At 48.8% G+C, this 25771-nt stretch carries 42 protein-coding genes; all 42 read left to right on the plus strand.

Going from position 1 to position 25771, the window contains the following annotated elements; translation table 11 throughout:
- On the plus strand, positions 1-633 hold the full coding sequence (nudF, locus tag RFN81_RS01410; RefSeq protein WP_264497469.1) for an ADP-ribose diphosphatase: 633 nt from the start codon (positions 1-3) through the stop codon (positions 631-633).
- Between the two features lie 21 nt (positions 634-654).
- Complete coding sequence (locus tag RFN81_RS01415) at positions 655-1086, plus strand: DUF1249 family protein (RefSeq protein WP_264497470.1); 432 nt, start codon at positions 655-657, stop codon at positions 1084-1086.
- A gap of 107 nt (positions 1087-1193) precedes the next feature.
- Positions 1194-2021 carry a 3',5'-cyclic-AMP phosphodiesterase gene (gene cpdA / locus RFN81_RS01420; RefSeq protein ID WP_264497471.1) on the plus strand — a complete coding sequence of 276 codons (828 nt, stop codon included), beginning with the start codon at positions 1194-1196 and terminating at the stop codon, positions 2019-2021.
- Positions 2021-2602: an esterase YqiA gene (gene yqiA / locus RFN81_RS01425; RefSeq protein WP_264497472.1), complete on the plus strand. Its 582-nt coding sequence runs from the start codon at positions 2021-2023 to the stop codon at positions 2600-2602. Before cpdA ends, yqiA begins: the two co-directional genes overlap by 1 nt.
- A gap of 83 nt (positions 2603-2685) precedes the next feature.
- On the plus strand, positions 2686-4581 hold the full coding sequence (gene parE / locus RFN81_RS01430) for a DNA topoisomerase IV subunit B (protein WP_264497473.1): 1896 nt from the start codon (positions 2686-2688) through the stop codon (positions 4579-4581).
- A gap of 376 nt (positions 4582-4957) precedes the next feature.
- Positions 4958-5680, plus strand: coding sequence for a helix-turn-helix transcriptional regulator (locus RFN81_RS01435; protein WP_264497474.1), 723 nt, complete (start codon positions 4958-4960; stop codon positions 5678-5680).
- The gene (gene tusD / locus RFN81_RS01440; RefSeq protein ID WP_264497475.1) at positions 5680-6069 is read left to right on the plus strand and encodes a sulfurtransferase complex subunit TusD; all 390 of its coding nucleotides are present in this window, start codon (positions 5680-5682) and stop codon (positions 6067-6069) included. Before RFN81_RS01435 ends, tusD begins: the two co-directional genes overlap by 1 nt.
- An 8-nt stretch (positions 6070-6077) precedes the next feature.
- Entirely contained in the window at positions 6078-6437 is a 360-nt protein-coding gene (gene tusC / locus RFN81_RS01445; RefSeq protein ID WP_264497476.1) for a sulfurtransferase complex subunit TusC, read from the plus strand.
- Positions 6438-6455: 18 nt separating this feature from the next.
- Positions 6456-6743, plus strand: a complete 288-nt coding sequence (gene tusB, locus RFN81_RS01450) for a sulfurtransferase complex subunit TusB (RefSeq protein ID WP_264497477.1) — start codon at positions 6456-6458, stop codon at positions 6741-6743.
- A 131-nt stretch (positions 6744-6874) separates the two neighbouring features.
- The gene (gene rpsL, locus RFN81_RS01455; protein WP_005969567.1) at positions 6875-7249 is read left to right on the plus strand and encodes a 30S ribosomal protein S12; all 375 of its coding nucleotides are present in this window, start codon (positions 6875-6877) and stop codon (positions 7247-7249) included.
- A gap of 96 nt (positions 7250-7345) precedes the next feature.
- Positions 7346-7816 carry a 30S ribosomal protein S7 gene (rpsG, locus tag RFN81_RS01460; RefSeq protein ID WP_009111198.1) on the plus strand — a complete coding sequence of 157 codons (471 nt, stop codon included), beginning with the start codon at positions 7346-7348 and terminating at the stop codon, positions 7814-7816.
- A gap of 96 nt (positions 7817-7912) precedes the next feature.
- On the plus strand, positions 7913-10027 hold the full coding sequence (fusA, locus tag RFN81_RS01465; RefSeq protein WP_264497478.1) for an elongation factor G: 2115 nt from the start codon (positions 7913-7915) through the stop codon (positions 10025-10027).
- Positions 10028-10097: 70 nt separating this feature from the next.
- A complete protein-coding gene (gene tuf, locus RFN81_RS01470) occupies positions 10098-11282 on the plus strand; it encodes an elongation factor Tu (RefSeq protein ID WP_264496896.1) in 1185 nt (394 codons plus the stop codon).
- Positions 11283-11491: 209 nt separating this feature from the next.
- Positions 11492-11686: a bacterioferritin-associated ferredoxin gene (gene bfd, locus RFN81_RS01475; protein WP_264497479.1), complete on the plus strand. Its 195-nt coding sequence runs from the start codon at positions 11492-11494 to the stop codon at positions 11684-11686.
- 99 nt (positions 11687-11785) lie between these two features.
- Positions 11786-12253 (plus strand): bacterioferritin, encoded by a 468-nt coding sequence (gene bfr, locus RFN81_RS01480; protein WP_264497480.1) that lies wholly within the window; start codon positions 11786-11788, stop codon positions 12251-12253.
- 263 nt (positions 12254-12516) lie between these two features.
- On the plus strand, positions 12517-12828 hold the full coding sequence (gene rpsJ, locus RFN81_RS01485) for a 30S ribosomal protein S10 (RefSeq protein ID WP_118785242.1): 312 nt from the start codon (positions 12517-12519) through the stop codon (positions 12826-12828).
- 32 nt (positions 12829-12860) lie between these two features.
- The gene (gene rplC / locus RFN81_RS01490; RefSeq protein ID WP_010304941.1) at positions 12861-13490 is read left to right on the plus strand and encodes a 50S ribosomal protein L3; all 630 of its coding nucleotides are present in this window, start codon (positions 12861-12863) and stop codon (positions 13488-13490) included.
- Between the two features lie 10 nt (positions 13491-13500).
- Positions 13501-14106: a 50S ribosomal protein L4 gene (rplD, locus tag RFN81_RS01495; protein ID WP_264497481.1), complete on the plus strand. Its 606-nt coding sequence runs from the start codon at positions 13501-13503 to the stop codon at positions 14104-14106.
- On the plus strand, positions 14103-14405 hold the full coding sequence (gene rplW / locus RFN81_RS01500) for a 50S ribosomal protein L23 (RefSeq protein WP_005970277.1): 303 nt from the start codon (positions 14103-14105) through the stop codon (positions 14403-14405). The genes rplD and rplW overlap by 4 nt, the downstream gene beginning before the upstream one ends.
- Before the next feature lie 17 nt (positions 14406-14422).
- Positions 14423-15244: a 50S ribosomal protein L2 gene (rplB, locus tag RFN81_RS01505; protein WP_264497482.1), complete on the plus strand. Its 822-nt coding sequence runs from the start codon at positions 14423-14425 to the stop codon at positions 15242-15244.
- 16 nt (positions 15245-15260) lie between these two features.
- Positions 15261-15539, plus strand: coding sequence for a 30S ribosomal protein S19 (gene rpsS, locus RFN81_RS01510; protein WP_013204132.1), 279 nt, complete (start codon positions 15261-15263; stop codon positions 15537-15539).
- 14 nt (positions 15540-15553) lie between these two features.
- The gene (gene rplV / locus RFN81_RS01515) at positions 15554-15886 is read left to right on the plus strand and encodes a 50S ribosomal protein L22 (protein ID WP_180743836.1); all 333 of its coding nucleotides are present in this window, start codon (positions 15554-15556) and stop codon (positions 15884-15886) included.
- A 17-nt stretch (positions 15887-15903) separates the two neighbouring features.
- Positions 15904-16605: a 30S ribosomal protein S3 gene (gene rpsC / locus RFN81_RS01520; RefSeq protein ID WP_005970274.1), complete on the plus strand. Its 702-nt coding sequence runs from the start codon at positions 15904-15906 to the stop codon at positions 16603-16605.
- 12 nt (positions 16606-16617) lie between these two features.
- Positions 16618-17028: a 50S ribosomal protein L16 gene (gene rplP, locus RFN81_RS01525; RefSeq protein ID WP_005970273.1), complete on the plus strand. Its 411-nt coding sequence runs from the start codon at positions 16618-16620 to the stop codon at positions 17026-17028.
- The gene (rpmC, locus tag RFN81_RS01530; protein ID WP_264497483.1) at positions 17028-17219 is read left to right on the plus strand and encodes a 50S ribosomal protein L29; all 192 of its coding nucleotides are present in this window, start codon (positions 17028-17030) and stop codon (positions 17217-17219) included. Before rplP ends, rpmC begins: the two co-directional genes overlap by 1 nt.
- Positions 17219-17473: a 30S ribosomal protein S17 gene (gene rpsQ, locus RFN81_RS01535; RefSeq protein WP_264497484.1), complete on the plus strand. Its 255-nt coding sequence runs from the start codon at positions 17219-17221 to the stop codon at positions 17471-17473. The genes rpmC and rpsQ overlap by 1 nt, the downstream gene beginning before the upstream one ends.
- Before the next feature lie 162 nt (positions 17474-17635).
- A complete protein-coding gene (gene rplN / locus RFN81_RS01540; protein WP_000613954.1) occupies positions 17636-18007 on the plus strand; it encodes a 50S ribosomal protein L14 in 372 nt (123 codons plus the stop codon).
- A 10-nt stretch (positions 18008-18017) separates the two neighbouring features.
- Positions 18018-18332 (plus strand): 50S ribosomal protein L24, encoded by a 315-nt coding sequence (gene rplX / locus RFN81_RS01545; protein WP_264497485.1) that lies wholly within the window; start codon positions 18018-18020, stop codon positions 18330-18332.
- Positions 18333-18346: 14 nt separating this feature from the next.
- The gene (gene rplE, locus RFN81_RS01550) at positions 18347-18886 is read left to right on the plus strand and encodes a 50S ribosomal protein L5 (protein WP_011095504.1); all 540 of its coding nucleotides are present in this window, start codon (positions 18347-18349) and stop codon (positions 18884-18886) included.
- 13 nt (positions 18887-18899) lie between these two features.
- Positions 18900-19205, plus strand: coding sequence for a 30S ribosomal protein S14 (gene rpsN, locus RFN81_RS01555; protein ID WP_034917480.1), 306 nt, complete (start codon positions 18900-18902; stop codon positions 19203-19205).
- A 33-nt stretch (positions 19206-19238) separates the two neighbouring features.
- Entirely contained in the window at positions 19239-19631 is a 393-nt protein-coding gene (rpsH, locus tag RFN81_RS01560; RefSeq protein ID WP_264497486.1) for a 30S ribosomal protein S8, read from the plus strand.
- 12 nt (positions 19632-19643) lie between these two features.
- Positions 19644-20177 carry a 50S ribosomal protein L6 gene (rplF, locus tag RFN81_RS01565; protein ID WP_264497487.1) on the plus strand — a complete coding sequence of 178 codons (534 nt, stop codon included), beginning with the start codon at positions 19644-19646 and terminating at the stop codon, positions 20175-20177.
- Between the two features lie 9 nt (positions 20178-20186).
- Positions 20187-20540 carry a 50S ribosomal protein L18 gene (rplR, locus tag RFN81_RS01570; protein WP_264497488.1) on the plus strand — a complete coding sequence of 118 codons (354 nt, stop codon included), beginning with the start codon at positions 20187-20189 and terminating at the stop codon, positions 20538-20540.
- A gap of 14 nt (positions 20541-20554) precedes the next feature.
- Positions 20555-21055, plus strand: a complete 501-nt coding sequence (rpsE, locus tag RFN81_RS01575) for a 30S ribosomal protein S5 (protein ID WP_264497489.1) — start codon at positions 20555-20557, stop codon at positions 21053-21055.
- Positions 21056-21060: 5 nt separating this feature from the next.
- On the plus strand, positions 21061-21240 hold the full coding sequence (gene rpmD, locus RFN81_RS01580; RefSeq protein WP_004846568.1) for a 50S ribosomal protein L30: 180 nt from the start codon (positions 21061-21063) through the stop codon (positions 21238-21240).
- 3 nt (positions 21241-21243) lie between these two features.
- On the plus strand, positions 21244-21678 hold the full coding sequence (gene rplO / locus RFN81_RS01585) for a 50S ribosomal protein L15 (RefSeq protein WP_264497490.1): 435 nt from the start codon (positions 21244-21246) through the stop codon (positions 21676-21678).
- Positions 21679-21685: 7 nt separating this feature from the next.
- Positions 21686-23017, plus strand: coding sequence for a preprotein translocase subunit SecY (secY, locus tag RFN81_RS01590; RefSeq protein WP_264497491.1), 1332 nt, complete (start codon positions 21686-21688; stop codon positions 23015-23017).
- Positions 23018-23050: 33 nt separating this feature from the next.
- Positions 23051-23167, plus strand: a complete 117-nt coding sequence (gene rpmJ, locus RFN81_RS01595; RefSeq protein WP_002227352.1) for a 50S ribosomal protein L36 — start codon at positions 23051-23053, stop codon at positions 23165-23167.
- Positions 23168-23313: 146 nt separating this feature from the next.
- Positions 23314-23670, plus strand: a complete 357-nt coding sequence (rpsM, locus tag RFN81_RS01600; protein WP_010286058.1) for a 30S ribosomal protein S13 — start codon at positions 23314-23316, stop codon at positions 23668-23670.
- Between the two features lie 16 nt (positions 23671-23686).
- A complete protein-coding gene (gene rpsK / locus RFN81_RS01605; protein WP_002438687.1) occupies positions 23687-24076 on the plus strand; it encodes a 30S ribosomal protein S11 in 390 nt (129 codons plus the stop codon).
- A gap of 31 nt (positions 24077-24107) precedes the next feature.
- Positions 24108-24728 carry a 30S ribosomal protein S4 gene (gene rpsD / locus RFN81_RS01610; RefSeq protein WP_264497492.1) on the plus strand — a complete coding sequence of 207 codons (621 nt, stop codon included), beginning with the start codon at positions 24108-24110 and terminating at the stop codon, positions 24726-24728.
- A 25-nt stretch (positions 24729-24753) separates the two neighbouring features.
- Positions 24754-25743, plus strand: a complete 990-nt coding sequence (locus tag RFN81_RS01615) for a DNA-directed RNA polymerase subunit alpha (protein WP_264497493.1) — start codon at positions 24754-24756, stop codon at positions 25741-25743.
- Positions 25744-25771 lie beyond the last annotated feature (28 nt).

The following is a 25771-nucleotide window of genomic DNA, read 5'->3' on the forward strand; positions in this document are numbered from 1 at the left end:
ATGACGTCTACCGTATCCGGCCAAACGACTTTTACCAAAGATGATGTAGAAATTATTGCACGAGAAACGTTGTACGACGGTTTTTTTTCGCTGGCGCGTTATCGTTTCCGCCATCGTTTGTTTAATGGTGGGATGAGCGGCGAGGTCAGCCGTGAGATCTTTGAGCGTGGTCATGCGGTGGTGTTGCTGCCTTACGATCCGGTTCGCGATGAGATCGTTTTGATAGAACAAATTCGTATTGCAGCCTATGACACCAGCGAGTCACCCTGGTTGTTTGAATTGGTGGCAGGCATGATTGAACCCGGCGAGAGCCACGAAGACGTCGCGCGGCGTGAAGCCCAGGAAGAGGCTGGGTTACGCATTGGGCGCTGTCGCCCCATCATTAGCTATCTTGCCAGCCCTGGCGGCACCAGTGAACGTCTGGCTGTAATGGTCGGCGAGGTCGATACCCGCTCAGCGCAAGGGGTTCACGGCCTGGTGGAAGAAAATGAAGACATTCGCGTGCATGTTGTAAGTCGTGAACAAAGTTATCAATGGGTTGAAGCGGGGATTATTGATAACGCCGCGTCTGTCATTGCCTTGCAATGGTTGGCGTTGCACCATGAAGAATTAAAGCGTGCGTGGTTAGGGTGAATTATGGGTGGATTGATATAGATGAAACGTTATACGCCGGATTTCCCAGCCATGATGAGGCTGTGTGAAACCAATTTCATGCAATTGCGACGCCTGTTGCCAAAAACGGATGAAATCGGCGAAATTGTGGTTTATCACGTCAATAATGCGGCTTATCAGTTGACAATTCTTGAGTCTACCCGTTACACCTCATTGGTCGAAATCAAGCAGACGGTGCCCGCCGTTAGCTACTGGAGTCTGCCAATGATGAGCGTAAGGTTGTATCATGACGCATTGGTTGCGGAAGTGTGTGCTAGTCAGCAGATCTTTCGCTTTAAAGCGCGTTATGATTATCCTAATAAGAAGTTACATCAACGTGACGAAAAGCATCAAATTAATCAGTTTCTTGCTGATTGGCTTAAGTATTGTTTGGCGTATGGTGCGATGTCGATACCGGTTTTCGATACCCAATAGATTTCAAGACGTGGGACGACAATAGCCAAACCATTAAGGGCAATTAGCGTATTCCTCAATTTGGAAGATGACGGGTAAAGACAGTTTTACGTAACCAAGGACACCATTTGGAAAGCCTGTTGACACTGCCTGTGGCGAGTGGCGCCAGAGTCAGAATTTTACAAATAACAGATACCCATCTTTTTGCGGGCGAGCATGAGACTCTGTTGGGTATCAACACCTATCGCAGTTATCACGCGGTGCTGGATGCAATCAAGGCCAGACAGGAGGCGTTTGATTTAATCGTAGCGACGGGTGATTTGGCGCAGGATCATACGCTGCAAGCTTATCATCATTTCTCGCACGGTATTGCACAGCTCCCTGCTCCATGCGTATGGCTTCCGGGCAACCACGATTTCCAGCCTGCAATGGTTGATGCATTGGCTGAGGCTGGTATTGCGCCATCCAAGCATGTCCTGCTCGGCGACAAATGGCAGATTATCTTGTTAGATAGCCAGGTATTCGGTGTCCCGTATGGTGAGTTGAGCGAATATCAGCTTGAATGGCTGGATCGTAGCCTGAAAAGTCAGTCTGAACGTTTTACGTTATTGCTGTTACATCATCATCCCCATCCTTCAGGCTGTACCTGGCTCGATCAACACAGTCTACGTAACGCGCATAATCTGTCTGTAATATTGGAACGCTATCCGAAGGTCAATACTGTGCTATGTGGGCATATTCATCAGGAGATGGATGTTGACTGGCACGGCCGACGTTTGTTGGCGACGCCCTCGACCTGCGTTCAGTTCAAACCGCATTGCACCAATTTTACCATTGATGAAGTGGCTCCAGGATGGCGTTACCTGGATTTGCTGCCGGATGGGCGACTAGAAACGGAGGTTCATCGTTTGTCGGGCAGTGAATTCCTGCCTGATATGGATTCGGACGGTTACTAATGCCAACACTTCTTTATCTACACGGTTTCAACAGCACGCCCCAGTCGGCGAAAGCTACTGCGTTGAAAAGGTGGCTGGCAGAACGGCATCCTAACATCGATATGGTGGTTCCACAGCTTCCGCCTTATCCGGCGGAAGCTGCTGAAATGATGGAATCGTTGATTATGGCGCGAGCGGGTCGTCCGGTAGGTATTGTTGGCTCCTCTCTCGGTGGTTATTATGCCACTTGGTTATCTCAGTGTTTTATGCTACCAGCCGTGGTAGTGAACCCTGCGGTAAGGCCATTTGAACTACTGTTGGATCATTTGGGCGAATACCATAACCCCTATACGGGCGAACGATATGTGCTAGAGTCGCGACACGTATACGATCTGAAAGTCATGCAGATTGAGCCGCTGGAAGCGCCGGATTTGCTGTGGCTGCTGTTGCAGACGGGGGATGAGATCCTAGACTATCGTCAGGCAGTCGCGTATTACACGGCTTGCCGTCAAACGGTGGAGTCAGGAGGCAGTCATGCCTTTGTCGGGTTCGAACGCTTTTTCACGCCGATAGTGAACTTTTTAGGGCTTACGACAGACTGAACCTCCACTTATGTATGATGGATTGAAAACGATCTCGCGACTCGTTAATCCCATTCACTGAACTCAAAGAATTAACGCAAACTATGGCTCAATCAAGTTATAACGCTGATGCGATTGAAGTACTCAGCGGCCTGGAACCGGTACGCCGTCGTCCGGGAATGTACACCGATACCACGCGACCCAACCATTTGGGGCAAGAGGTCATAGACAATAGCGTTGATGAGGCTTTGGCTGGCCATGCACGCCGTATTGATGTCATTCTGCATGCCGATCAGTCGCTGGAAGTCATTGATGATGGGCGCGGCATGCCGGTGGATATCCACCCGGAAGAAGGCGTGCCTGCCGTTGAGCTCATTCTGTGTCGTTTGCACGCTGGTGGTAAATTTTCTGGTAAAAACTATCAGTTTTCGGGCGGTTTGCACGGCGTCGGTATTTCCGTGGTGAACGCATTGTCAACCCGTGTTGAAGTCACGGTGAAACGTGATGGGCAGGTCTATGACATCGCGTTTGAAAATGGTGAGAAGGTACAGGATCTTACCATTACGGGGAGTTGTGGACGTCGCAATACAGGAACGCGTGTGCATTTCTGGCCGGATGTGAAATTCTTCGACAGCCCTCGTTTTTCGGTCTCCCGTTTGACGCATCTGCTGAAGGCCAAAGCAGTCTTATGCCCCGGTGTGGAAATCGTCTTTAAAGATAACGTGAATAACACCGAGCAACGTTGGTGTTATCAGGATGGTCTGAATGACTATTTATGCGAATCGGTAAACGGCTTGATCACGCTGCCGGAAAAACCGTTTTTGGGGTCGATTACGGGCGATACGGAGGCTGTCGACTGGGCGCTACTTTGGCTTCCAGAGGGCGGAGAATTATTGACGGAAAGCTACGTTAACCTCATTCCGACGCCAATGGGCGGAACGCACGTTAACGGCTTGCGGCAAGGGTTGCTGGATGCGATGCGGGAATTCTGCGAATTCCGTAATATCTTGCCGCGTGGTGTAAAGTTGAGTGCAGATGACATCTGGGAACGCTGTGCTTATGTGCTGTCGGTAAAAATGCAGGAACCCCAATTCGCCGGGCAGACGAAAGAACGGCTCTCTTCTCGCCAGTGCGCCGCATTTGTGTCCGGCGTCGTAAAAGATGCGTTCAGTCTATGGCTGAACCAGAACGTGCAAGCAGCAGAGCAACTGGCTGAGTTAGCGATTTCTAGTGCTCAACGTAGGATGCGCGCGGCCAAAAAAGTGGTGCGCAAAAAGTTGACCAGCGGACCAGCATTGCCGGGCAAACTGGCGGATTGTACCTCGCAGGATCTTAACCGAACGGAGTTGTTTCTGGTAGAAGGGGATTCGGCAGGAGGATCGGCTAAGCAGGCGCGTGAGCGTGAATTTCAGGCGATCATGCCGCTGAAAGGTAAAATACTGAATACCTGGGAAGTTTCCTCCGATGAGGTTCTGGCTTCGCAGGAGGTACATGATATTTCAGTGGCGATCGGTATCGATCCCGATAGCGACGATCTCAGCCAACTACGTTACGGTAAAATCTGCATTCTGGCAGATGCGGATTCCGATGGTTTGCACATTGCAACGCTGTTATGCGCATTATTTGTCCGTCATTTTCGCGCTCTGGTTCAGAATGGGCATGTTTATGTTGCGATGCCGCCGTTGTATCGTATCGACCTCGGCAAAGAGGTTTATTACGCGCTGGACGAAGAGGAAAAAGCGGGCGTACTGGAGTTGCTTAAACGTAAAAGAGGCAAGCCGAATGTTCAGCGCTTTAAAGGTTTGGGTGAAATGAACCCGTTACAGCTACGTGAAACCACACTGGCGCCAAATACTCGGCGTTTGGTGCAGTTGACTATTAATGAAGAAGAAATCGATCAGACGATAGCAATGATGGATATGCTGCTCGCAAAGAAACGTGCGGAAGATCGCCGTAACTGGTTGCAAGAAAAAGGGGATAAGGCGGAGATAGAAGTGTAACGCCAGCTGCATGCTTATGCGGCAAGAGGCAAGAATAGTGACGAGGCTATTCTGTTGCTGCTTTTATTGTCTGCGCCAGTATGAATAGCCCTCAAGAGGGTTATCCGTTAAATTCAGGGACGGGTGGTGTGACATTTGCTAAACTATGTTTCCAGTCTATATAAAATAAATATACCCTTTATATTTCAAGCTGCTTGTGTGTTGGCCGTCTTTTACTCTCCAGATAGATTACCAAGGTAAGCTATCTGGAGTCTGCGTGGTTGCCGCGTGACAAGGCTCATTAAAGAGCCAACGCGGGGCGTTGTTTAAAGCGCTAACGTTTAATCACGCAGCTCGAATTATTTAGGAGATAGTGACGTTGAAGGTGGTGTCTGCCATGTCTAATTTGCTTGTGTCTGGCGAATCATATGAACTCGATTTGCTTGATGAACGGCCGTTTAGCCAAACGGACTATGAGATCCTAAAATCGTATGAAGCGGTAGTTGATGGTTTAGCCATGCTGATTGGCGAGCACTGTGAGATTGTGCTGCATTCGCTAGAAGATCTGAAATGTTCTGCCGTACGTATTGCTAATGGGGAGCATACCGGCAGAAAAATTGGTTCACCGATTACCGATCTTGCATTACGCATGTTGCATGATATGGCCGGTGAAGATAGCAGCGTGTCGAAAGCCTATTTCACCCGCGCTAAGAGCGGGGTATTGATGAAATCAGTCACAATCGCCATTCGTAACCGCGATCAACGAGTGATTGGGCTGCTGTGTATCAATATTAACCTGGATGTGCCGTTTTCCCAGATCATACAGACCTTTATTCCACCTGAAACGCACGATGTCGCCTCTTCCGTAAACTTTGCGTCATCGGTTGACGATCTTGTCGCACAAACATTGGAGTTTTCGATCGAGGAGGTCAATGGGGATCGTAACGTTTCCAATAACGCGAAGAATCGTCAAATCGTCCTCAGTCTCTATGAGAAAGGTATCTTCGATATTAAAGATGCGATTAACCAGGTCGCTGAGCGCCTCAATATCTCTAAACACACCGTCTATCTTTATATACGCCAGTTCAAAAGCGGTGACTTCGCTGGGCATGAGCGCTGATGCTAACGTATTGTTTGCTGGTGACTGGCCCGGCTTATGGCACACAGCAAGCGAGCAGTGCCTTGCAATTTGCGCAGGCGCTGCTGTCTGAGGGGCATCAACTGAAAAGTGTGTTCTTCTATCGGGAAGGTGTATTGAATGCCAATCAACTGACTTCACCGGCTACGGATGAGTTTGACCTTGTACGTGCCTGGCAGCAGTTGGCGGAAATGCATCAGGTGGCGCTGAATGTTTGCGTCGCTGCCGCTTTGCGCCGCGGTGTGACAGATGCACAGCAAGCCGTTCAGCTCAATCTTGCCGGCGCGAATCTACAACCCGGGTTTGTTCTGAGTGGGCTGGGTGAGTTGGCGCAATCGGTGTTGACCTGCGATCGAGTTATTCAGTTTTAGGTGGCGTTATGAAGCGAGTTGCCTTTGTTTTTACCCATTCGCCGCATGGGAGCGCTTCCGGGCGAGAAGGGCTGGATGCGCTACTGGCAATGTCAGCACTGACGGAAGAAATTGGCGTGTTTTTTGTTGGCGATGGCATACTTCAATTGCTGCCTCAGCAACAGCCAGACCGGATTTTGATGCGTAATTACATCGCTACGTTTGGCGTGTTACCGCTGTACGATATCGACTGTTGTTATCTGTGCGAAACGTCCGTGCGCCAGCGCGGTCTGCCTATCGACACGGACTGGGTTTTAAAGGCAGAGTTATTAGCGCCGGAGGACTGGCGTAACAAGTTGGCGAGCTATCATTCTATCCTTTCATTTTAATGACGGATCTTTCGGCTTATGCTGCATACACTCTCATGTTCCCCTTATTACGCCGATTTGGATGTCCTGCTGCGTAGTTTAGATCCTACAGATGTCTTAGTCTTATTGCAGGATGGGGTCATTGCTGCGTTGAAGAACGGGAATATTATTCATCGTCTACTTGATTCAAACGTTACTCTCTATGCACTCCGGCCAGATGTAGTAGCGAGGGGGATGACTGAACAAATTTCATGCAGTGTCGCGCTCATCGACTATAATGATTTTGTTCAACTGACGGTGATTCATCCGCAGCAATTGGCGTGGTAATGCTGAATTTTTGACTATTTCTTGACTCCTTCCACTGCCAGCCCTAAAATTCCGCGTCCTCATACTTTGCCTTGCGCGAGCATGAGACGATTTATTACGTGTTTACGAAGCAAAACCCAGGAGCTTTTTTAATGGCAACAATTAACCAGCTGGTACGCAAACCACGCTCCCTGAAGGCTGCTAAAAGCAACGTTCCGGCGCTGGAAGCCTGCCCGCAGAAACGTGGTGTATGTACCCGTGTATATACCACCACCCCTAAAAAACCGAACTCTGCGCTGCGTAAAGTATGCCGTGTTCGTTTGACTAATGGTTTTGAAGTAACCTCCTATATTGGTGGTGAAGGTCATAACCTGCAGGAGCACTCCGTGATCCTGATCCGTGGCGGTCGTGTTAAAGACCTGCCAGGTGTGCGTTACCACACCGTTCGTGGCGCGCTGGACTGCTCAGGTGTTAAAGACCGTAAGCAATCCCGTTCCAAATACGGCGTGAAGAAGCCAAAGGCTTAATGGTTCTCCGTTAAGTAAGGCCAAACGTTTAAACTTAAATGTCAAACTAAACTCGTAGAGTTTTGGACAATCCTGAATTAACAACGGAGTATTTCCATGCCACGTCGTCGTGTTATTGGTCAACGTAAAATTCTGCCAGATCCAAAGTTCGGATCAGAACTTCTGGCCAAATTTGTCAACATTCTGATGGTAGATGGTAAAAAATCTACTGCGGAAGCAATCGTCTATACCGCGCTGGAGACCCTGGCTCAGCGTTCTGGTAAAGATCATCTGGAAGCCTTTGAAGTAGCACTAGACAACGTTCGCCCGACTGTCGAAGTTAAGTCCCGTCGCGTTGGTGGTTCTACTTATCAGGTACCAGTAGAAGTCCGTCCGGTTCGTCGTAATGCTCTGGCAATGCGTTGGATCGTAGAAGCTGCTCGTAAACGCGGTGATAAATCTATGGCTCTGCGCCTGGCGAACGAACTTTCTGATGCAGCAGAAAACAAAGGCACTGCTGTTAAGAAACGTGAAGACGTTCACCGTATGGCTGAAGCCAACAAGGCGTTCGCTCACTACCGTTGGTAATCCCTTCGTTGTAGTCATGCTAACCAAGCGGGCGCCAAAAATAGCCGACCCGCTTGGGTTAACTAAATTGAACGCCCTAGTATATAGAGGATACAAATGGCTCGTACAACACCCATCGCACGCTACCGTAATATCGGTATCAGTGCGCACATCGACGCCGGTAAAACCACGACTACTGAACGTATTCTGTTCTACACCGGTGTAAACCATAAAATCGGTGAAGTCCACGACGGCGCGGCTACCATGGACTGGATGGAACAGGAGCAGGAACGTGGTATTACTATCACTTCTGCAGCGACGACGGCATTCTGGTCTGGCATGGCCAAGCAGTATGAACCGCATCGCGTAAACATCATTGATACTCCGGGACACGTTGACTTCACTATCGAAGTAGAGCGTTCCATGCGTGTACTTGATGGTGCGGTGATGGTTTACTGCGCAGTTGGTGGTGTTCAGCCACAGTCTGAAACCGTATGGCGTCAGGCAAACAAATATAAAGTTCCACGCATTGCGTTCGTAAACAAAATGGACCGCATGGGTGCTAACTTCCTAAAAGTTGTTGGTCAGATTAAAACCCGTTTGGGCGCGAATCCTGTTCCGTTACAGCTGGCAATTGGTGCTGAAGAAGGTTTCACCGGTGTTGTTGATCTGGTGAAAATGAAAGCGATCAACTGGAATGATGCCGATCAGGGCGTGACCTTCACATATGAAGATATTCCGGCTGATATGCAGGAGTTAGCTGATGAATGGCACCAAAATCTGATTGAATCCGCCGCCGAAGCTTCTGAAGAGTTGATGGAGAAATATCTGGGCGGTGAAGAACTGACTGAGGAAGAGATTAAAAAAGCTCTGCGTCAGCGCGTTCTAAGCAATGAGATCATTCTGGTAACCTGTGGTTCCGCCTTTAAAAACAAAGGTGTTCAGGCGATGCTGGATGCGGTGATTGATTATCTTCCATCACCGGTTGACGTGCCTGCGATCAACGGTATTTTGGACGACGGCAAAGATACTCCGGCTGAGCGTCATGCTAGTGATGACGAGCCATTTGCTGCACTGGCGTTCAAAATCGCAACTGACCCATTCGTAGGTAACTTGACCTTCTTCCGTGTGTATTCCGGTGTGGTTAATTCTGGCGACACGGTGCTGAACCCAGTGAAATCAGCTCGTGAACGTTTTGGTCGTATCGTTCAGATGCATGCCAATAAGCGTGAAGAGATCAAAGAAGTTCGCGCAGGTGATATCGCAGCGGCTATCGGTCTGAAAGACGTCACGACGGGTGACACCTTGTGTGATCCTGACAACGCTATCATTTTGGAACGTATGGAATTCCCAGAACCGGTAATTTCTATCGCCGTAGAACCGAAGACTAAAGCAGACCAGGAAAAAATGGGTCTGGCACTCGGTCGTCTGGCGAAGGAAGACCCGTCTTTCCGCGTATGGACTGATGAAGAGTCTAATCAGACTATCATCGCGGGTATGGGTGAACTGCACCTCGACATTATCGTCGACCGTATGAAGCGTGAATTCAATGTTGAAGCAAACGTGGGTAAACCTCAGGTTGCTTATCGTGAAGCGATTCGTGCGAAAGTTACCGATATTGAAGGTAAACACGCCAAGCAGTCAGGCGGTCGCGGTCAGTATGGCCACGTTGTGATCGATATGTATCCGTTGGAACCAGGCTCGAATCCGAAGGGCTACGAGTTTATCAACGATATTAAAGGTGGGGTAATTCCTGGTGAATATATCCCGGCCGTTGATAAAGGTATTCAGGAACAATTGAAAGCAGGGCCGCTGGCAGGCTATCCGGTCGTTGATCTCGGCGTACGTTTGCACTTTGGTTCTTACCATGACGTTGACTCCTCGGAATTGGCGTTTAAACTGGCCGCTGCTATTGCCTTCAAAGATGGTTTTAAGAAAGCCAAACCTGTGCTGCTTGAGCCGATCATGAAGGTTGAAGTAGAAACGCCGGAAGAGAATACTGGCGACGTTATCGGTGACCTTAGCCGTCGTCGTGGTATGCTCAAGGGACAAGAATCCAACGTGACTGGCGTTGTGATTCACGCTGAAGTCCCGCTATCTGAAATGTTCGGATATGCAACTCAGCTGCGTTCTCTGACCAAAGGCCGTGCTTCTTACTCTATGGAATTCCTAAAGTATGATGACGCGCCGAACAACGTTGCTCAGGCCGTAATTGAAGCCCGTGGTAAATAAGCCACAGGGTTAAAACCAAAATCCCGCGCTCTCTCCTGAAGGTGAGAGCGCTATAGTAAGGAATATCGCCGTGTCTAAAGAAAAATTTGAACGTACAAAACCGCACGTCAACGTCGGTACTATCGGCCACGTTGACCATGGTAAAACGACGCTGACCGCTGCAATCACTACCGTCCTGGCTAAAACTTACGGTGGTGCTGCCCGTGCATTCGATCAGATTGATAATGCGCCGGAAGAAAAAGCGCGTGGTATCACCATCAACACGTCTCACGTTGAATATGACACCCCGACACGCCACTACGCACACGTAGACTGCCCGGGACACGCCGACTATGTGAAAAACATGATCACCGGTGCGGCGCAGATGGATGGCGCAATCCTGGTTGTTGCCGCGACTGACGGCCCGATGCCGCAAACGCGTGAACACATCCTGTTGGGCCGTCAGGTAGGCGTTCCGTACATCATCGTGTTCCTGAACAAATGCGACATGGTTGATGACGAAGAGCTGCTGGAACTGGTTGAGATGGAAGTGCGTGAACTGCTGTCTCAATATGACTTCCCAGGCGATGACACGCCGATCGTGCGTGGCTCTGCATTGAAAGCGCTGGAAGGCGAAGCCCAGTGGGAAGAAAAAATCATTGAACTGGCTGGCTACCTGGATTCCTATATCCCAGAACCAGAACGTGCGATTGACAAACCTTTCCTGTTGCCAATCGAAGACGTCTTCTCCATTTCTGGTCGCGGTACTGTGGTAACGGGTCGTGTAGAACGCGGTGTTATCAAAGTTGGCGAAGAAGTAGAGATCGTGGGTATCAAGGACACCGCGAAGTCTACCTGTACTGGCGTAGAAATGTTCCGCAAACTGCTGGACGAAGGTCGTGCAGGCGAGAACGTGGGTGTTCTGCTGCGTGGTATTAAACGTGAAGAAATCGAACGTGGTCAGGTACTGGCTAAGCCGGGTTCTATCAAGCCGCACACGCAGTTCGAGTCAGAAGTGTATATCCTGAGCAAGGATGAAGGTGGTCGTCATACGCCGTTCTTCAAAGGCTATCGTCCGCAGTTCTACTTCCGTACCACTGACGTAACGGGCACCATCGAACTGCCAGAAGGTGTAGAGATGGTAATGCCGGGCGACAACATCAAAATGGTTGTTACTCTGATCCACCCAATCGCGATGGATGACGGTTTGCGTTTCGCCATCCGTGAAGGCGGTCGTACTGTAGGTGCGGGCGTTGTTTCTAAAGTTATCGCTTAATTCTCAAGGAATTAAGTAACAACGCGATGTTGCAAAAAAGGACACTTCGGTGTCCTTTTTTATAGCGTTGACAAAACTGTAATTGAAATAAAAATCATTCTTATTTAGACTCTAGTCCGCTGAAAGTTAATTACCTTTTGCAACTGCTAAGCGGCCAGAGGCAACATTGAGGTATGCAGAGCCGCAATTGAGAGAATGAGTTATTTCATATGTATGTCTGCCTTTGTAATGCAATTTCCGATAAAGTTATTCGACACGCTGTTCACCAGCATCAACCTAAATCGCTAAATCAATTACGTCACTTGATGCCAATTGGCAGCGATTGTGGTAGATGTATTCGCCAAGCTCGCCTGATTATGGAAGAAGAACAAGCTTTGCTATCACAAATCTCAGATGTAGCCTAATGCCACTTATACATTAAACCATACTAAATGTAGGTTGTTTCATTGACTCTACTCCTTACGGCTCTACACTTTTAATACTTGGGGCGGAGGAGCACTGTCATGAAAGGCGATAAAAAAGTCATATCACATTTAAATAAGTTACTAGGTAATGAGTTGGTTGCTATCAACCAATACTTTCTACATGCCCGCATGTTTAAAAACTGGGGGTTAACACGTCTTGACCAGCATGAATACCATGAATCTATCGATGAGATGAAACACGCTGATCGGTACATCGAGCGTATCCTCTTTCTGGAAGGCATCCCCAACTTGCAAGATCTCGGTAAGCTCAATATTGGCGAGGACGTAGAAGAGATACTGCGTTCCGACCTGCTGCTGGAATTGGAGGGGGCTAAGGATTTGCGCGAAGGGATTGCATATATGGATTCGGTGCGCGATTACGTCAGTCGCGATCTGCTAATTGAGATCTTGGCGGATGAAGAAGGGCATATTGATTGGATAGAGACAGAGCTTGAGTTGATCGCTCGTCTCGGATTATCGAATTACCTTCAGGCGCAACTACAGTAGACACAATACCTGTAATGAGCGATTGCTTACTGAACAAATTTGCGTATAATGCGCGGGCCTATCTGAATTAAGATAGGCCTGTTTTGTTAAATATTGCACACATTATTGTGTGGTATATCGACTTACAGCGGCATTATGCGTTAACGAATGCCAACAATACCTCCGATTTGGAGGTTATGTGCTAACGATTACACTCCCCCATCAATCGAAATGGGTGTGAGGAGTAATTTTTTACGTTTATAAATAATTGGAGCTCTGGTCTCATGCAGAACCAAAGAATCCGTATCCGTCTGAAAGCGTTTGATCACCGCTTGATTGATCAATCAACTGCGGAAATCGTCGAGACTGCTAAGCGCACTGGTGCGCAAGTTCGTGGTCCGATCCCGTTGCCGACTCGCAAAGAGCGCTTTACCGTCCTGGTTTCTCCGCACGTTAATAAAGACGCGCGCGATCAGTATGAGATTCGCACTCACAAGCGTCTGGTTGACATCGTTGAGCCAACCGAGAAAACCGTTGATGCTCTGATGCGTCTGGATCTGGCTGCTGGTGTAGACGTGCAGATCAGCCTGGGTTAATCAGGTCATTGAGCGATTGAGAGGTTGAAACAATGATTGGTTTAGTCGGTAAAAAAGTGGGTATGACCCGTATCTTCACTGAAGACGGCGTGTCTATCCCTGTAACTGTTATCGAAATTGAAGCAAACCGTGTCACTCAAGTTAAAGACTTGGCTAACGACGGTTACCGCGCTGTGCAAGTAACTACCGGTGCTAAAAAAGCAAACCGTGTTACCAAACCAGAAGCAGGTCACTTTGCTAAAGCTGGCGTAGAAGCTGGCCGTACTCTGCGTGAATTCCGTCTGTCTGAAGGCGAAGAGTTCACTGTGGGTCAAAGCATTAGTGTTGAAATTTTCGCAGACGTTAAAAAAGTAGACGTTACTGGTACATCTAAAGGTAAAGGTTTTGCTGGCACAGTTAAGCGCTGGAACTTCCGTACTCAAGATGCGACTCACGGTAACTCCTTGTCTCACCGCGTTCCGGGTTCCATCGGTCAGAATCAGACTCCGGGCAAAGTGTTCAAAGGCAAGAAAATGGCAGGCCAACTGGGTAATGAACGTGTCACTGTTCAGAGCTTAGATGTGGTGCGTGTTGACGCTGAGCGTAACCTGCTGCTGGTTAAAGGTGCTGTTCCGGGAGCAACCGGTAGCGACCTGATCGTTAAACCAGCTGTGAAGGCGTGAGGAGATAGCAATGGAATTAGTATTGAAAGACGCGCAAAGCGCGCTGACTGTTTCCGAAACTACCTTCGGTCGTGATTTTAACGAAGCGCTGGTACATCAGGTTGTTGTTGCTTATGCAGCAGGTGCCCGTCAAGGTACTCGCGCTCAGAAGACGCGTGCTGAAGTCACTGGTTCTGGTAAAAAACCATGGCGTCAGAAAGGAACTGGCCGTGCACGTTCCGGTTCTGTTAAGAGCCCGATCTGGCGTTCCGGTGGTGTAACCTTCGCCGCAAAGCCACAAGATCACAGTCAGAAAGTTAACAAAAAGATGTACCGTGGCGCGCTGAAAAGCATTCTGTCCGAACTGGTACGTCAAGATCGTCTGATCGTTGTCGAGAAGTTCTCTGTAGAAGCGCCGAAAACCAAGCTGCTGGCTCAGAAACTGAAAGACATGGCCCTGGAAGATGTACTGATCATCACTGGTGAATTGGATGAAAATCTGTTCCTGGCAGCGCGTAACTTATACAAAGTTGACGTGCGTGATGTGGCAGCGATCGACCCAGTTAGCCTGATCGCCTTCGACAAAGTCGTTATGACTGCCGATGCAGTTAAGCAAGTTGAGGAGATGCTGGCATGATCCGTGAAGAACGTCTGCTGAAAGTACTGCGCGCGCCGCACGTATCTGAAAAAGCGTCTACCGCGATGGAAAAAACGAATACCATCGTTCTCAAAGTAGCTAAAGACGCGACTAAAGCAGAGATTGTTGCTGCTGTTGAGAAACTGTTCGAAGTAGAAGTTAAAGACGTAAATACTCTTGTCGTTAAGGGTAAAGTCAAGCGTCACGGACAGCGTATCGGTCGTCGTAGCGACTGGAAAAAAGCTTACGTCACCCTGAAAGAAGGCCAGAATCTGGACTTCATCGGCGGCGCTGAGTAAGTCGGAGGAGAAAGACAATGGCAGTTGTTAAATGTAAACCGACATCTCCGGGTCGTCGCCACGTAGTTAAAGTGGTTAACCCTGAGCTGCACAAGGGCAAACCTTATGCCCCGTTGCTGGAAAAGAACAGCAAATCCGGTGGCCGTAACAACAATGGTCGTATCACTACCCGCCATATTGGTGGTGGTCATAAGCAGGCTTACCGTATTGTTGACTTCAAACGCAACAAAGATGGTATTCCGGCTGTTGTTGAGCGTCTGGAATACGACCCGAACCGTTCCGCAAATATCGCGCTGGTTCTATATAAAGATGGCGAACGTCGTTACATTCTGGCGCCGAAAGGCCTGAAAGTTGGCGATCAGATCCAATCTGGTGTTGATGCTGCTATCAAAGCGGGTAACACCCTGCCGATGCGTAATATCCCGGTAGGTTCAACGGTTCATAACGTAGAACTTAAACCAGGCAAGGGCGGTCAATTGGCACGTTCTGCTGGCGCTTACGTTCAGATCGTTGCACGTGATGGTGCTTACGTGACCCTGCGTCTGCGTTCTGGTGAAATGCGTAAAGTTGAATCTGACTGCCGCGCAACCCTGGGCGAAGTTGGCAATGCTGAGCATATGCTGCGCGTTTTGGGTAAAGCAGGTGCTGCACGCTGGCGTGGTGTTCGTCCTACCGTTCGCGGTACGGCAATGAACCCAGTCGACCACCCGCACGGTGGTGGTGAAGGTCGCAACTTTGGTAAGCACCCGGTAAGTCCGTGGGGCGTTCAGACCAAAGGTAAAAAGACCCGCAGCAACAAGCGTACTGATAAATTTATCGTACGTCGCCGTACTAAATAATCTTAGAGGATAAACCATGCCACGTTCTCTCAAGAAAGGTCCATTTATTGACCTGCACTTGCTGAAGAAGGTAGAGAAAGCGGTGGAAAGCGGCGACAAGAAGCCTTTGCGCACTTGGTCCCGTCGTTCAACGATCTTTCCAAACATGATCGGTTTGACCATCGCTGTCCATAATGGTCGTCAGCACGTTCCGGTGTTTGTTTCCGATGAAATGGTCGGTCACAAACTGGGTGAATTCGCGCCGACTCGTACTTATCGCGGCCATACGGCCGATAAAAAGGCTAAGAAGCGCTAAGGTAGGAGGAAGAGATGGAAACTATCGCTAAACATCGCCACGCTCGTTCTTCTGCTCAAAAGGTCCGCCTGGTGGCAGACCTGATTCGCGGTAAGAAAGTGTCGCAAGCTCTGGAAGTTCTGACCTATACCAACAAGAAAGCTGCTGGTCTGGTTAAAAAAGTGCTGGAGTCTGCTATTGCTAACGCAGAACACAACGATGGCGCTGATATTGATGATCTAAAAGTTGCGAAAATTTTCGTTGACGAAGGCCCGAGCATGAAGCGCATTATGCCGCGTGCTAAAGGTCGTGCAGATCGTATCCTGAAGCGTACCAGCCACATTACAGTGGTTGTGTCCGATCGCTGAGACTCTGGAGACTAGCAATGGGTCAGAAAGTACATCCTAATGGTATTCGCCTGGGTATTGTCAAACCTTGGAACTCTACCTGGTATGCGAATACCAAAGAATTCGCTGACAATCTGGACAGCGATTTTAAAGTTCGTAAATACCTGACGAAGGAATTGGAGAAAGCTTCCGTTTCTCGTATCGTTATCGAACGTCCGGCCAAAAGTATTCGTGTGACCATTCACACGGCACGTCCGGGCATCGTGATCGGTAAAAAAGGTGAAGATGTTGAAAAACTGCGCAAAGTCGTCGCGGATATCGCTGGCGTGCCTGCTCAGATCAATATCGCTGAAGTACGTAAGCCTGAACTGGACGCAAAACTGGTTGCTGACAGCATCACTTCTCAACTGGAGCGTCGTGTGATGTTCCGTCGTGCGATGAAGCGTGCGGTACAGAATGCCATGCGTCTGGGTGCTAAGGGGATTAAAGTTGAAGTCAGCGGTCGTCTTGGTGGTGCAGAGATCGCACGTACCGAATGGTATCGTGAAGGTCGCGTACCGTTGCACACGCTGCGTGCAGACATTGACTACAACACGTCCGAAGCACACACCACTTATGGTGTTATCGGTGTAAAAGTGTGGATCTTCAAAGGTGAGATCCTGGGTGGTATGGCTGCCGTTGAACAACCGGAAAAACCGGCTGCTCAACCTAAGAAGCAGCAGCGTAAAGGCCGCAAGTAAGGAGCGTCGCTGATGTTACAACCAAAGCGTACAAAATTCCGTAAGGTGCACAAGGGCCGCAACCGTGGTCTGGCGCAGGGTACGGATGTGAGCTTCGGCACTTTCGGTCTGAAAGCTGTTGGCCGCGGTCGCCTGACTGCTCGTCAAATCGAAGCTGCACGTCGTGCTATGACACGTGCTGTTAAGCGTCAAGGTAAAATCTGGATTCGCGTATTCCCAGACAAGCCGATCACCGAGAAACCGCTTGAAGTTCGTATGGGTAAAGGTAAAGGTAACGTGGAATATTGGGTTGCCTTGATTCAGCCAGGTAAAGTCCTGTACGAAATGGACGGGGTGCCGGAAGAGTTAGCCCGCGAGGCATTCCAACTGGCAGCAGCGAAACTGCCGATTAAAACCACCTTTGTAACTAAGACGGTGATGTAATGAAAGCAAATGAGCTGCGTGAAAAGAGCGTAGAAGAGCTGAACACTGAACTGCTTAGCTTGCTCCGCGAGCAATTTAACTTGCGTATGCAAGCTGCCAGTGGTCAGTTGCAACAGACCCACTTGGTAAAACAAGTGCGTCGCAATATTGCACGAGTTAAGACTTTACTGACTGAGAAGGCGGGTGCGTAATGACCGATAAAATCCGTACTCTGCAAGGTCGTGTTGTAAGCGACAAAATGGAAAAATCCATCGTTGTCGTTATCGAACGTTTTGTGAAACACCCGCTTTACGGTAAGTTCATTAAACGTACGACTAAGCTGCACGTACATGACGAGAACAATGATGCGGGCATCGGTGATGTGGTTGAAATCCACGAATGCCGCCCGCTGTCCAAAACTAAGTCTTGGACGTTGGTTCGCGTTGTAGAGAAAGCGATTCTGTAATAGAGTGGTTCGCTTATCTCTCATGATAAACGGCTCTGCGAAGGGCCGTTTATTTTTTCTACCCATACCAAGGAAGCGGTGTTATAATGCCGCGCCCTCAATTATGGGGTATTTAATGGCCCGAAAGGGTCCTAAAGTAGTTGACATTAGCGGAGCACTAAAATGATCCAAGAACAGACTATGCTGAATGTGGCCGATAATTCCGGTGCACGTCGCGTAATGTGTATCAAGGTTCTAGGTGGCTCGCACCGTCGCTACGCAGGCGTCGGCGATATCATCAAAATTACCATTAAGGAAGCTATTCCTCGTGGTAAGGTGAAAAAAGGCGATGTTCTGAAGGCGGTAGTGGTGCGCACCAAGAAGGGTGTTCGTCGCCCGGACGGTTCTGTCATTCGCTTCGATGGCAATGCTTGCGTTATTTTAAACAATAACAGCGAACAGCCTATCGGTACGCGTATTTTTGGGCCGGTAACTCGTGAACTGCGTAATGAGAAGTTCATGAAAATTATCTCTTTAGCCCCAGAAGTACTTTAAGGAGCGAGTCATGGCAGCGAAAATCCGTCGTGATGACGAAGTTATTGTGCTAACCGGTAAAGATAAAGGTAAGCGCGGTAAAGTAAAAAATGTCCTGTCTGCTAGTAAGGTCATTGTTGAAGGTATTAATCTGGTTAAGAAACATCAGAAGCCGGTTCCGGCTCTGAATCAGCCAGGTGGCATCGTTGAAAAAGAAGCGGCAATTCAAGTTTCTAACGTTGCAATCTTCAATACGGCGACTGGTAAGGCTGACCGTGTAGGCTTTAGATTCGAAGACGGAAAAAAAGTCCGTTTCTTTAAATCTACTAGCGAAACTATCAAGTAATTTGGAGTAGTACGATGGCGAAACTGCATGATTACTACAAAGACGAAGTAGTTAAAAAACTCATGACTGAGTTTAACTACAATTCTGTCATGCAAGTCCCTCGGGTCGAGAAGATCACCCTGAATATGGGTGTTGGTGAAGCGATCGCTGACAAGAAGTTGCTGGATAATGCAGCAGCCGATCTAACAGCAATCTCCGGTCAAAAACCGTTGATCACTAAAGCACGCAAATCTGTTGCAGGCTTCAAAATCCGTCAGGGCTATCCGATCGGCTGTAAAGTGACTCTGCGTGGCGAGCGCATGTGGGAGTTTCTTGAGCGTCTGATTTCCATTGCTGTACCACGTATTCGTGATTTCCGTGGCTTGTCCGCTAAGTCTTTTGATGGTCGTGGCAACTACAGCATGGGTGTGCGTGAGCAGATCATCTTCCCGGAAATCGACTATGATAAGGTCGATCGCGTGCGTGGTTTGGATATTACCATTACCACTACTGCGAAATCCGATGATGAAGGCCGTGCGCTATTGGCCGCCTTTAACTTCCCATTCCGCAAGTAAGGTAGGGTTACTAATGGCTAAGCAATCCATGAAAGCACGCGAAGTTGTTCGTGTGAAATTGGCTGAAAAATACCGCGCTAAGCGCGAGGAATTAAAAGCTATTATCTCTAGTGTGAACTCTTCCGACGAAGAACGTTGGGATGCGGTTCTTAAGCTGCAGACTCTGCCGCGTGATTCCAGCCCGTCTCGTCAGCGTAATCGCTGCCGCCAAACTGGCCGTCCGCACGCTTTCCTGCGGAAGTTCGGGTTGAGCCGTATCAAAGTCCGTGAAGCCGCTATGCGCGGTGAAATTCCGGGTTTGAAAAAGGCTAGCTGGTAATTGTCACCAATTGAATCACGGGAGTAAAGACAGATGAGCATGCAAGATCCGATCGCGGATATGCTGACCCGTATCCGTAACGGTCAAGCCGCGAACAAAGTTGCGGTCACCATGCCTTCCTCCAAGCTGAAAGTGGCAATTGCCAACGTGCTGAAGGAAGAAGGTTATATTAAAGATTTTAAAATCGAAGGCGACGCTAAACCTGAATTGGAATTAGAACTTAAATATTTCCAAGGTAAGGCTGTGGTGGAAAGCATTCAGCGGGTGAGCCGTCCAGGTTTGCGCATCTATAAAAGAAAAGATGAGCTACCGAAAGTTATGGCTGGTTTGGGTATCGCCGTTGTTTCTACCTCTAAAGGCGTTATGACTGATCGTGCAGCTCGCCAGGCTGGTCTTGGTGGCGAGATTATCTGCTACGTAGCTTAATCGGGAGGAAAAATGTCTCGTGTTGCAAAAGCACCCGTCGTCATTCCTGCCGGCGTAGAGGTAAAACTCAACGGTCAGGATGTTTCGATTAAGGGTAAAAACGGCGAATTGAGTCGTAAGATCCATGATGCTGTTGAAGTTAAACAGGCTGACAACGTTCTGACTTTCGCTCCGCGCGAAGGCTTTGTTGACGGATGGGCCCAAGCGGGCACTACCCGTGCGCTGTTGAACGCAATGGTAATCGGTGTTACCGAAGGTTTCACTAAGAAGCTGCAGCTGGTTGGTGTTGGTTACCGTGCTGCTGTTAAAGGCAATGTGGTTAACTTATCTCTCGGGTTCTCTCACCCGGTAGATCATGCACTGCCGGCAGGTATTACTGCAGAATGTCCAAGCCAAACTGAAATCGTACTGAAAGGTGCAGATAAGCAGGCTATTGGTCAGGTTGCTGCGGAATTACGCGCCTATCGTCGTCCTGAGCCGTATAAAGGCAAGGGTGTCCGTTACGCCGACGAAGTCGTGCGTACCAAAGAGGCTAAGAAGAAGTAAGGTAACACTATGGATAAGAAAGCAGCTCGTATCCGTCGTGCGACCCGCGCACGCCGTAAGCTCCAGGAACTGGGTGCAACGCGATTGGTGGTACATCGTACCCCACGTCATATTTATGCGCAGGTCATTGCACCGAACGGTTCTGAGGTCCTGGTAGCCGCTTCTACTGTAGAAAAAGCTATCGCTGAACAATTGAAATCAACCGGTAATAAGGACGCAGCAAGTGCAATTGGTAAAGCTATTGCAGAACGTGCGTTAGAAAAAGGCATCAAGGATGTCTCTTTTGACCGGTCCGGTTTCCAATATCATGGTCGAGTCCAGGCACTGGCAGAAGCTGCCCGTGAAGCTGGCCTTCAGTTCTAAGGTAGAGGTGTAAGATGGCTCACATCGAGAAACAAGCTGGCGAACTGCAGGAAAAGCTGATCGCGGTAAATCGCGTATCTAAAACCGTTAAAGGTGGCCGTATTTTTAGCTTCACCGCACTAACTGTAGTGGGTGATGGCAATGGTCGCGTAGGTTTTGGTTACGGTAAAGCGCGCGAAGTTCCAGCAGCAATCCAGAAAGCGATGGAAAAAGCTCGTCGCAATATGATGAATGTCGCGCTGGACAACGGCACCCTGCAGCACCCGGTTAAAGGTGCTCACACAGGGTCTCGTGTGTTCATGCAGCCAGCTTCCGAAGGTACCGGTATCATCGCCGGTGGTGCAATGCGCGCCGTCCTGGAGGTTGCAGGGGTCCACAACGTATTAGCTAAAGCTTATGGTTCCACTAACCCAATTAATGTGGTTCGTGCAACAATTGATGGTTTGGCGAATATGAAGTCCCCGGAAATGGTCGCTGCCAAGCGTGGTAAATCCGTTGAAGAAATTCTGGGGTAATGACCGTGGCTAAGACTATTAAAATTACTCAAACCCGTAGTGCAATCGGTCGTCTGCCGAAACATAAGGCAACACTGCTTGGCCTGGGTCTTCGTCGTATTGGACATACTGTTGAACGTGAGGATACTCCTGCGGTTCGCGGTATGGTCAACGCGGTTTCCTATATGGTTAAAGTGGAGGAGTAACAGATGCGTTTAAATACTCTGTCTCCGGCCGAAGGCGCGAAACACGCGCCGAAGCGTTTAGGTCGTGGTATTGGTTCTGGCTTGGGTAAAACCAGCGGTCGTGGTCACAAAGGTCAGAAGTCTCGTTCTGGCGGTGGCGTACGTCGTGGGTTTGAAGGTGGTCAGATGCCTTTGTATCGTCGTTTGCCGAAGTTCGGTTTCACTTCTCGTAAAGCAGCGATCACAGCCGAAGTCCGTTTGTCTGATCTTGCAAAAGTAGAAGGCGATGTCGTTGACCTGAATACGTTAAAAGCCGCTAATGTTATTGGCATTCAGATTGAATTTGCAAAAGTGATTCTTTCTGGTGAAGTTATCCGCCCAGTAACGATTCGTGGTCTGCGTGTCACTAAAGGTGCTCGTGCTGCTATCGAAACTGCTGGCGGTAAAATTGAGGAATAAGTAGCAGATGGCTAAACAACCAGGGTTAGATTTTCAAAGTGCTAAAGGTGGGGTTGGTGAACTGAAGCGCAGACTTTTGTTTGTTATCGGTGCGCTAATCGTCTTCCGTATTGGCTCTTTTATCCCAATTCCTGGTATTGATGCCACTGTGCTTGCCAAATTGCTTGAACAGCAGCGAGGCACCATTATTGAGATGTTTAATATGTTCTCGGGTGGTGCTCTCAGCCGTGCTTCTATCTTTGCACTGGGTATTATGCCGTATATCTCGGCATCAATTATTATCCAGTTGCTGACGGTGGTTCATCCCACGTTGGCGGAAATTAAGAAAGAAGGGGAAGCTGGCCGACGCAAGATCAGCCAGTATACCCGTTACGGTACATTAGTCCTGGCTATATTTCAGTCTATCGGTATTGCTACCGGTTTGCCAAATATGCCTGGAATGCAAGATTTGGTAATAAATCCAGGTTTTGCTTTCTATTTTACTGCTGTCGTAAGTCTGGTTACTGGAACGATGTTCCTAATGTGGCTAGGCGAACAGATTACTGAACGTGGTATCGGTAACGGTATATCAATCATAATCTTTGCGGGTATTGTTGCGGGTTTGCCGCCGGCCATTGGCCATACCATCGAGCAAGCTCGGCAAGGCGACCTGCACTTCCTCCTGTTGCTGTTGGTTGCAGTTTTAGTGTTTGCAGTAACCTTCTTCGTTGTTTTCATTGAGCGTGGTCAACGTCGTATTGTCGTTAATTACGCAAAACGTCAGCAAGGACGTCGAGTTTATGCCGCACAGAGTACGCATTTACCGCTGAAGGTAAATATGGCTGGGGTTATTCCCGCAATATTCGCTTCCAGTATTATTCTGTTCCCTGCTACGATCGCATCATGGTTTGGGGGCGGTACCGGTTGGGACTGGCTGACAACTATTTCGCTGTATTTGCAGCCCGGGCAACCGCTTTATGTGTTACTCTACGCGTCTGCAATCATCTTCTTCTGTTTCTTCTACACAGCGTTGGTCTTCAACCCGCGTGAAACAGCAGATAACCTGAAGAAGTCCGGTGCATTCGTGCCAGGAATTCGTCCGGGAGAGCAAACGGCGAAATATATTGATAAAGTGATGACTCGCCTAACTCTTATTGGTGCGATGTATATTACCTTTATCTGCCTGATCCCGGAGTTTATGCGTGACGCAATGAAAGTCCCTTTCTATTTCGGGGGAACATCTTTGTTGATTGTTGTTGTCGTCATCATGGACTTTATGGCTCAAGTGCAAACTCTGATGATGTCGAGTCAATATGAGTCTGCATTGAAGAAAGCAAACCTGAAAGGCTATAACCGTTAATTAGGTGAGCTTGAGAAGTTACGGAGAGTAAAAATGAAAGTTCGTGCTTCCGTCAAGAAATTATGTCGTAACTGTAAGATTGTTAAACGTAACGGTGTCGTTCGTGTGATCTGCAGTGCTGAACCAAAGCATAAACAGCGTCAAGGCTGATTATCTCGCATATTTTTCTTGCAAAGTTGGATTGAGCTGGCTAGATTAGCCAGCCAATCTTTTGTATGTAGCCGCAACATTATTTGAGTATCCTGAAAACGGGCTTTTCAGAGTGGTGTTGCTGTATAAAATTGTAGGAGTGCATAGTGGCCCGTATAGCAGGCATTAACATTCCTGATCATAAACATACCGTTATTGCTTTAACGTCGATTTTCGGTATCGGTAAAACCCGGTCACAGGCTATCTGTGCTGCAACTGGGATTGCTGAAGATGTTAAGATCAGTGAGCTGTCTGAAGAGCAAATCGATAAGCTGCGTGACGAAGTTGCTAAGTTTGTTGTAGAAGGTGATCTGCGTCGTGAAGTTACCCTGAGCATCAAGCGTCTTATGGATCTTGGTACTTATCGTGGTTTGCGTCATCGTCGTGGTCTGCCGGTGCGTGGTCAGCGTACCAAGACTAACGCCCGTACCCGCAAGGGTCCGCGTAAACCGATCAAGAAATAATCGGGGTGATTGAATAATGGCAAAGGCACCTATTCGTGCACGTAAACGTGTAAGAAAGCAAGTCTCTGACGGTGTGGCTCATGTCCATGCTTCTTTCAACAATACCATCGTAACTATTACCGATCGTCAGGGTAATGCGTTGGGTTGGGCAACTGCCGGTGGTTCCGGTTTCCGTGGTTCTCGTAAATCTACGCCGTTCGCTGCTCAGGTAGCTGCAGAACGTTGCGCAGAGGCCGTGAAAGAATACGGTATTAAGAACCTGGAAGTTATGGTTAAAGGACCTGGTCCAGGTCGTGAGTCTACTATCCGCGCATTGAACGCGGCTGGTTTTCGCATCACTAATATTACTGATGTGACTCCGATCCCTCATAACGGTTGTCGTCCGCCGAAAAAGCGTCGCGTATAATCGCCGCTTTTAGGATTGCTGGAGAAAGAAAATGGCAAGATATTTGGGTCCTAAGCTCAAGCTGAGCCGTCGTGAAGGCACCGACCTGTTCCTCAAGTCCGGTGTTCGTGCGATCGATTCCAAGTGTAAAATTGAACAAGCTCCTGGTCAGCATGGCGCACGTAAACCGCGTTTATCTGACTATGGTGTTCAGTTGCGTGAAAAGCAGAAGGTTCGCCGTATGTACGGTGTTCTAGAGCGCCAGTTCCGCAACTATTATAAAGAAGCCGCGCGACTGAAAGGCAATACAGGTGCAAACCTGTTGCAACTGCTGGAAGGTCGCTTGGATAACGTAGTCTACCGTATGGGTTTTGGCGCCACTCGTGCTGAAGCACGTCAGATGGTAAGCCATAAAGCAATTATGGTTAACGGCCGCGTTGTTAGCATCGCTTCTTATCAGGTATTCCCGAATGACGTAGTCAGCATCCGTGAGAAAGCGAAGAAGCAGTCTCGCGTAAAAGCCGCTCTGGAGCTGGCTGAACAGCGTGAAAAGCCAACTTGGCTGGAAGTTGATGCTGCCAAGATGGAAGGTGTGTTCAAACGTATTCCTGAACGTACCGATCTGTCTGCGGACATTAATGAACACCTGATCGTCGAGCTTTACTCCAAGTAAAGCTTAGTACCAAAGAGAGGACACAATGCAGGGTTCTGTGACAGAGTTTCTAAAACCGCGCCTGGTTGATATCGAGCAAGTCAGTTCGACGCACGCCAAGGTGACCCTTGAGCCATTAGAGCGAGGTTTCGGCCACACTCTTGGCAACGCACTGCGCCGTATTCTGCTTTCATCCATGCCTGGTTGCGCGGTGACCGAGGTTGAGATTGATGGTGTACTGCATGAGTACAGCACCAAAGAAGGCGTACAGGAAGATATCCTGGAAATCCTGCTCAACCTGAAAGGGCTGGCGGTGAGAGTTCAAGGTAAAGACGAAATTATTCTTACCTTGAATAAATCTGGCATTGGCCCTGTGACTGCAGCCGACATTATCCATGATGGTGATGTCGAAATCGTCAAGCCGCAGCACTTAATTTGCCATCTGACTGATGAAAATGCATCTATTAGTATGCGTATAAAGGTTCAGCGTGGTCGTGGTTATGTGCCGGCGTCTGCCCGTATTCATACGGAAGAAGATGAGCGCCCAATTGGTCGTCTGTTAGTTGATGCCTGCTACAGCCCCGTAGAGCGTATAGCCTACAATGTTGAAGCGGCTCGCGTAGAACAGCGTACTGATTTGGATAAGCTGGTCATCGAAATGGAAACCAATGGTACGATTGATCCTGAAGAGGCAATCCGCCGTGCGGCTACCATCCTGGCTGAACAACTGGAAGCTTTTGTTGACCTACGCGATGTTCGTCAGCCAGAGGTGAAAGAAGAGAAACCAGAGTTCGATCCGATTCTGCTGCGCCCTGTTGACGATCTGGAATTGACTGTCCGCTCTGCTAACTGCCTTAAGGCAGAAGCTATCCACTACATCGGTGATCTGGTGCAGCGTACCGAGGTTGAGTTACTTAAAACACCTAACCTGGGTAAAAAATCTCTTACAGAGATTAAAGATGTACTGGCTTCCCGTGGTCTGTCTCTGGGTATGCGCCTGGAAAATTGGCCGCCGGCAAGTATTGCTGATGAGTAACCGGATCACAGGTTAAGGTTTTACTGAG

The sequence above is a fragment of the Pectobacterium cacticida genome (genome assembly GCF_036885195.1).
Classification (GTDB): Bacteria; Pseudomonadota; Gammaproteobacteria; order Enterobacterales; family Enterobacteriaceae; genus Pectobacterium; species Pectobacterium cacticida.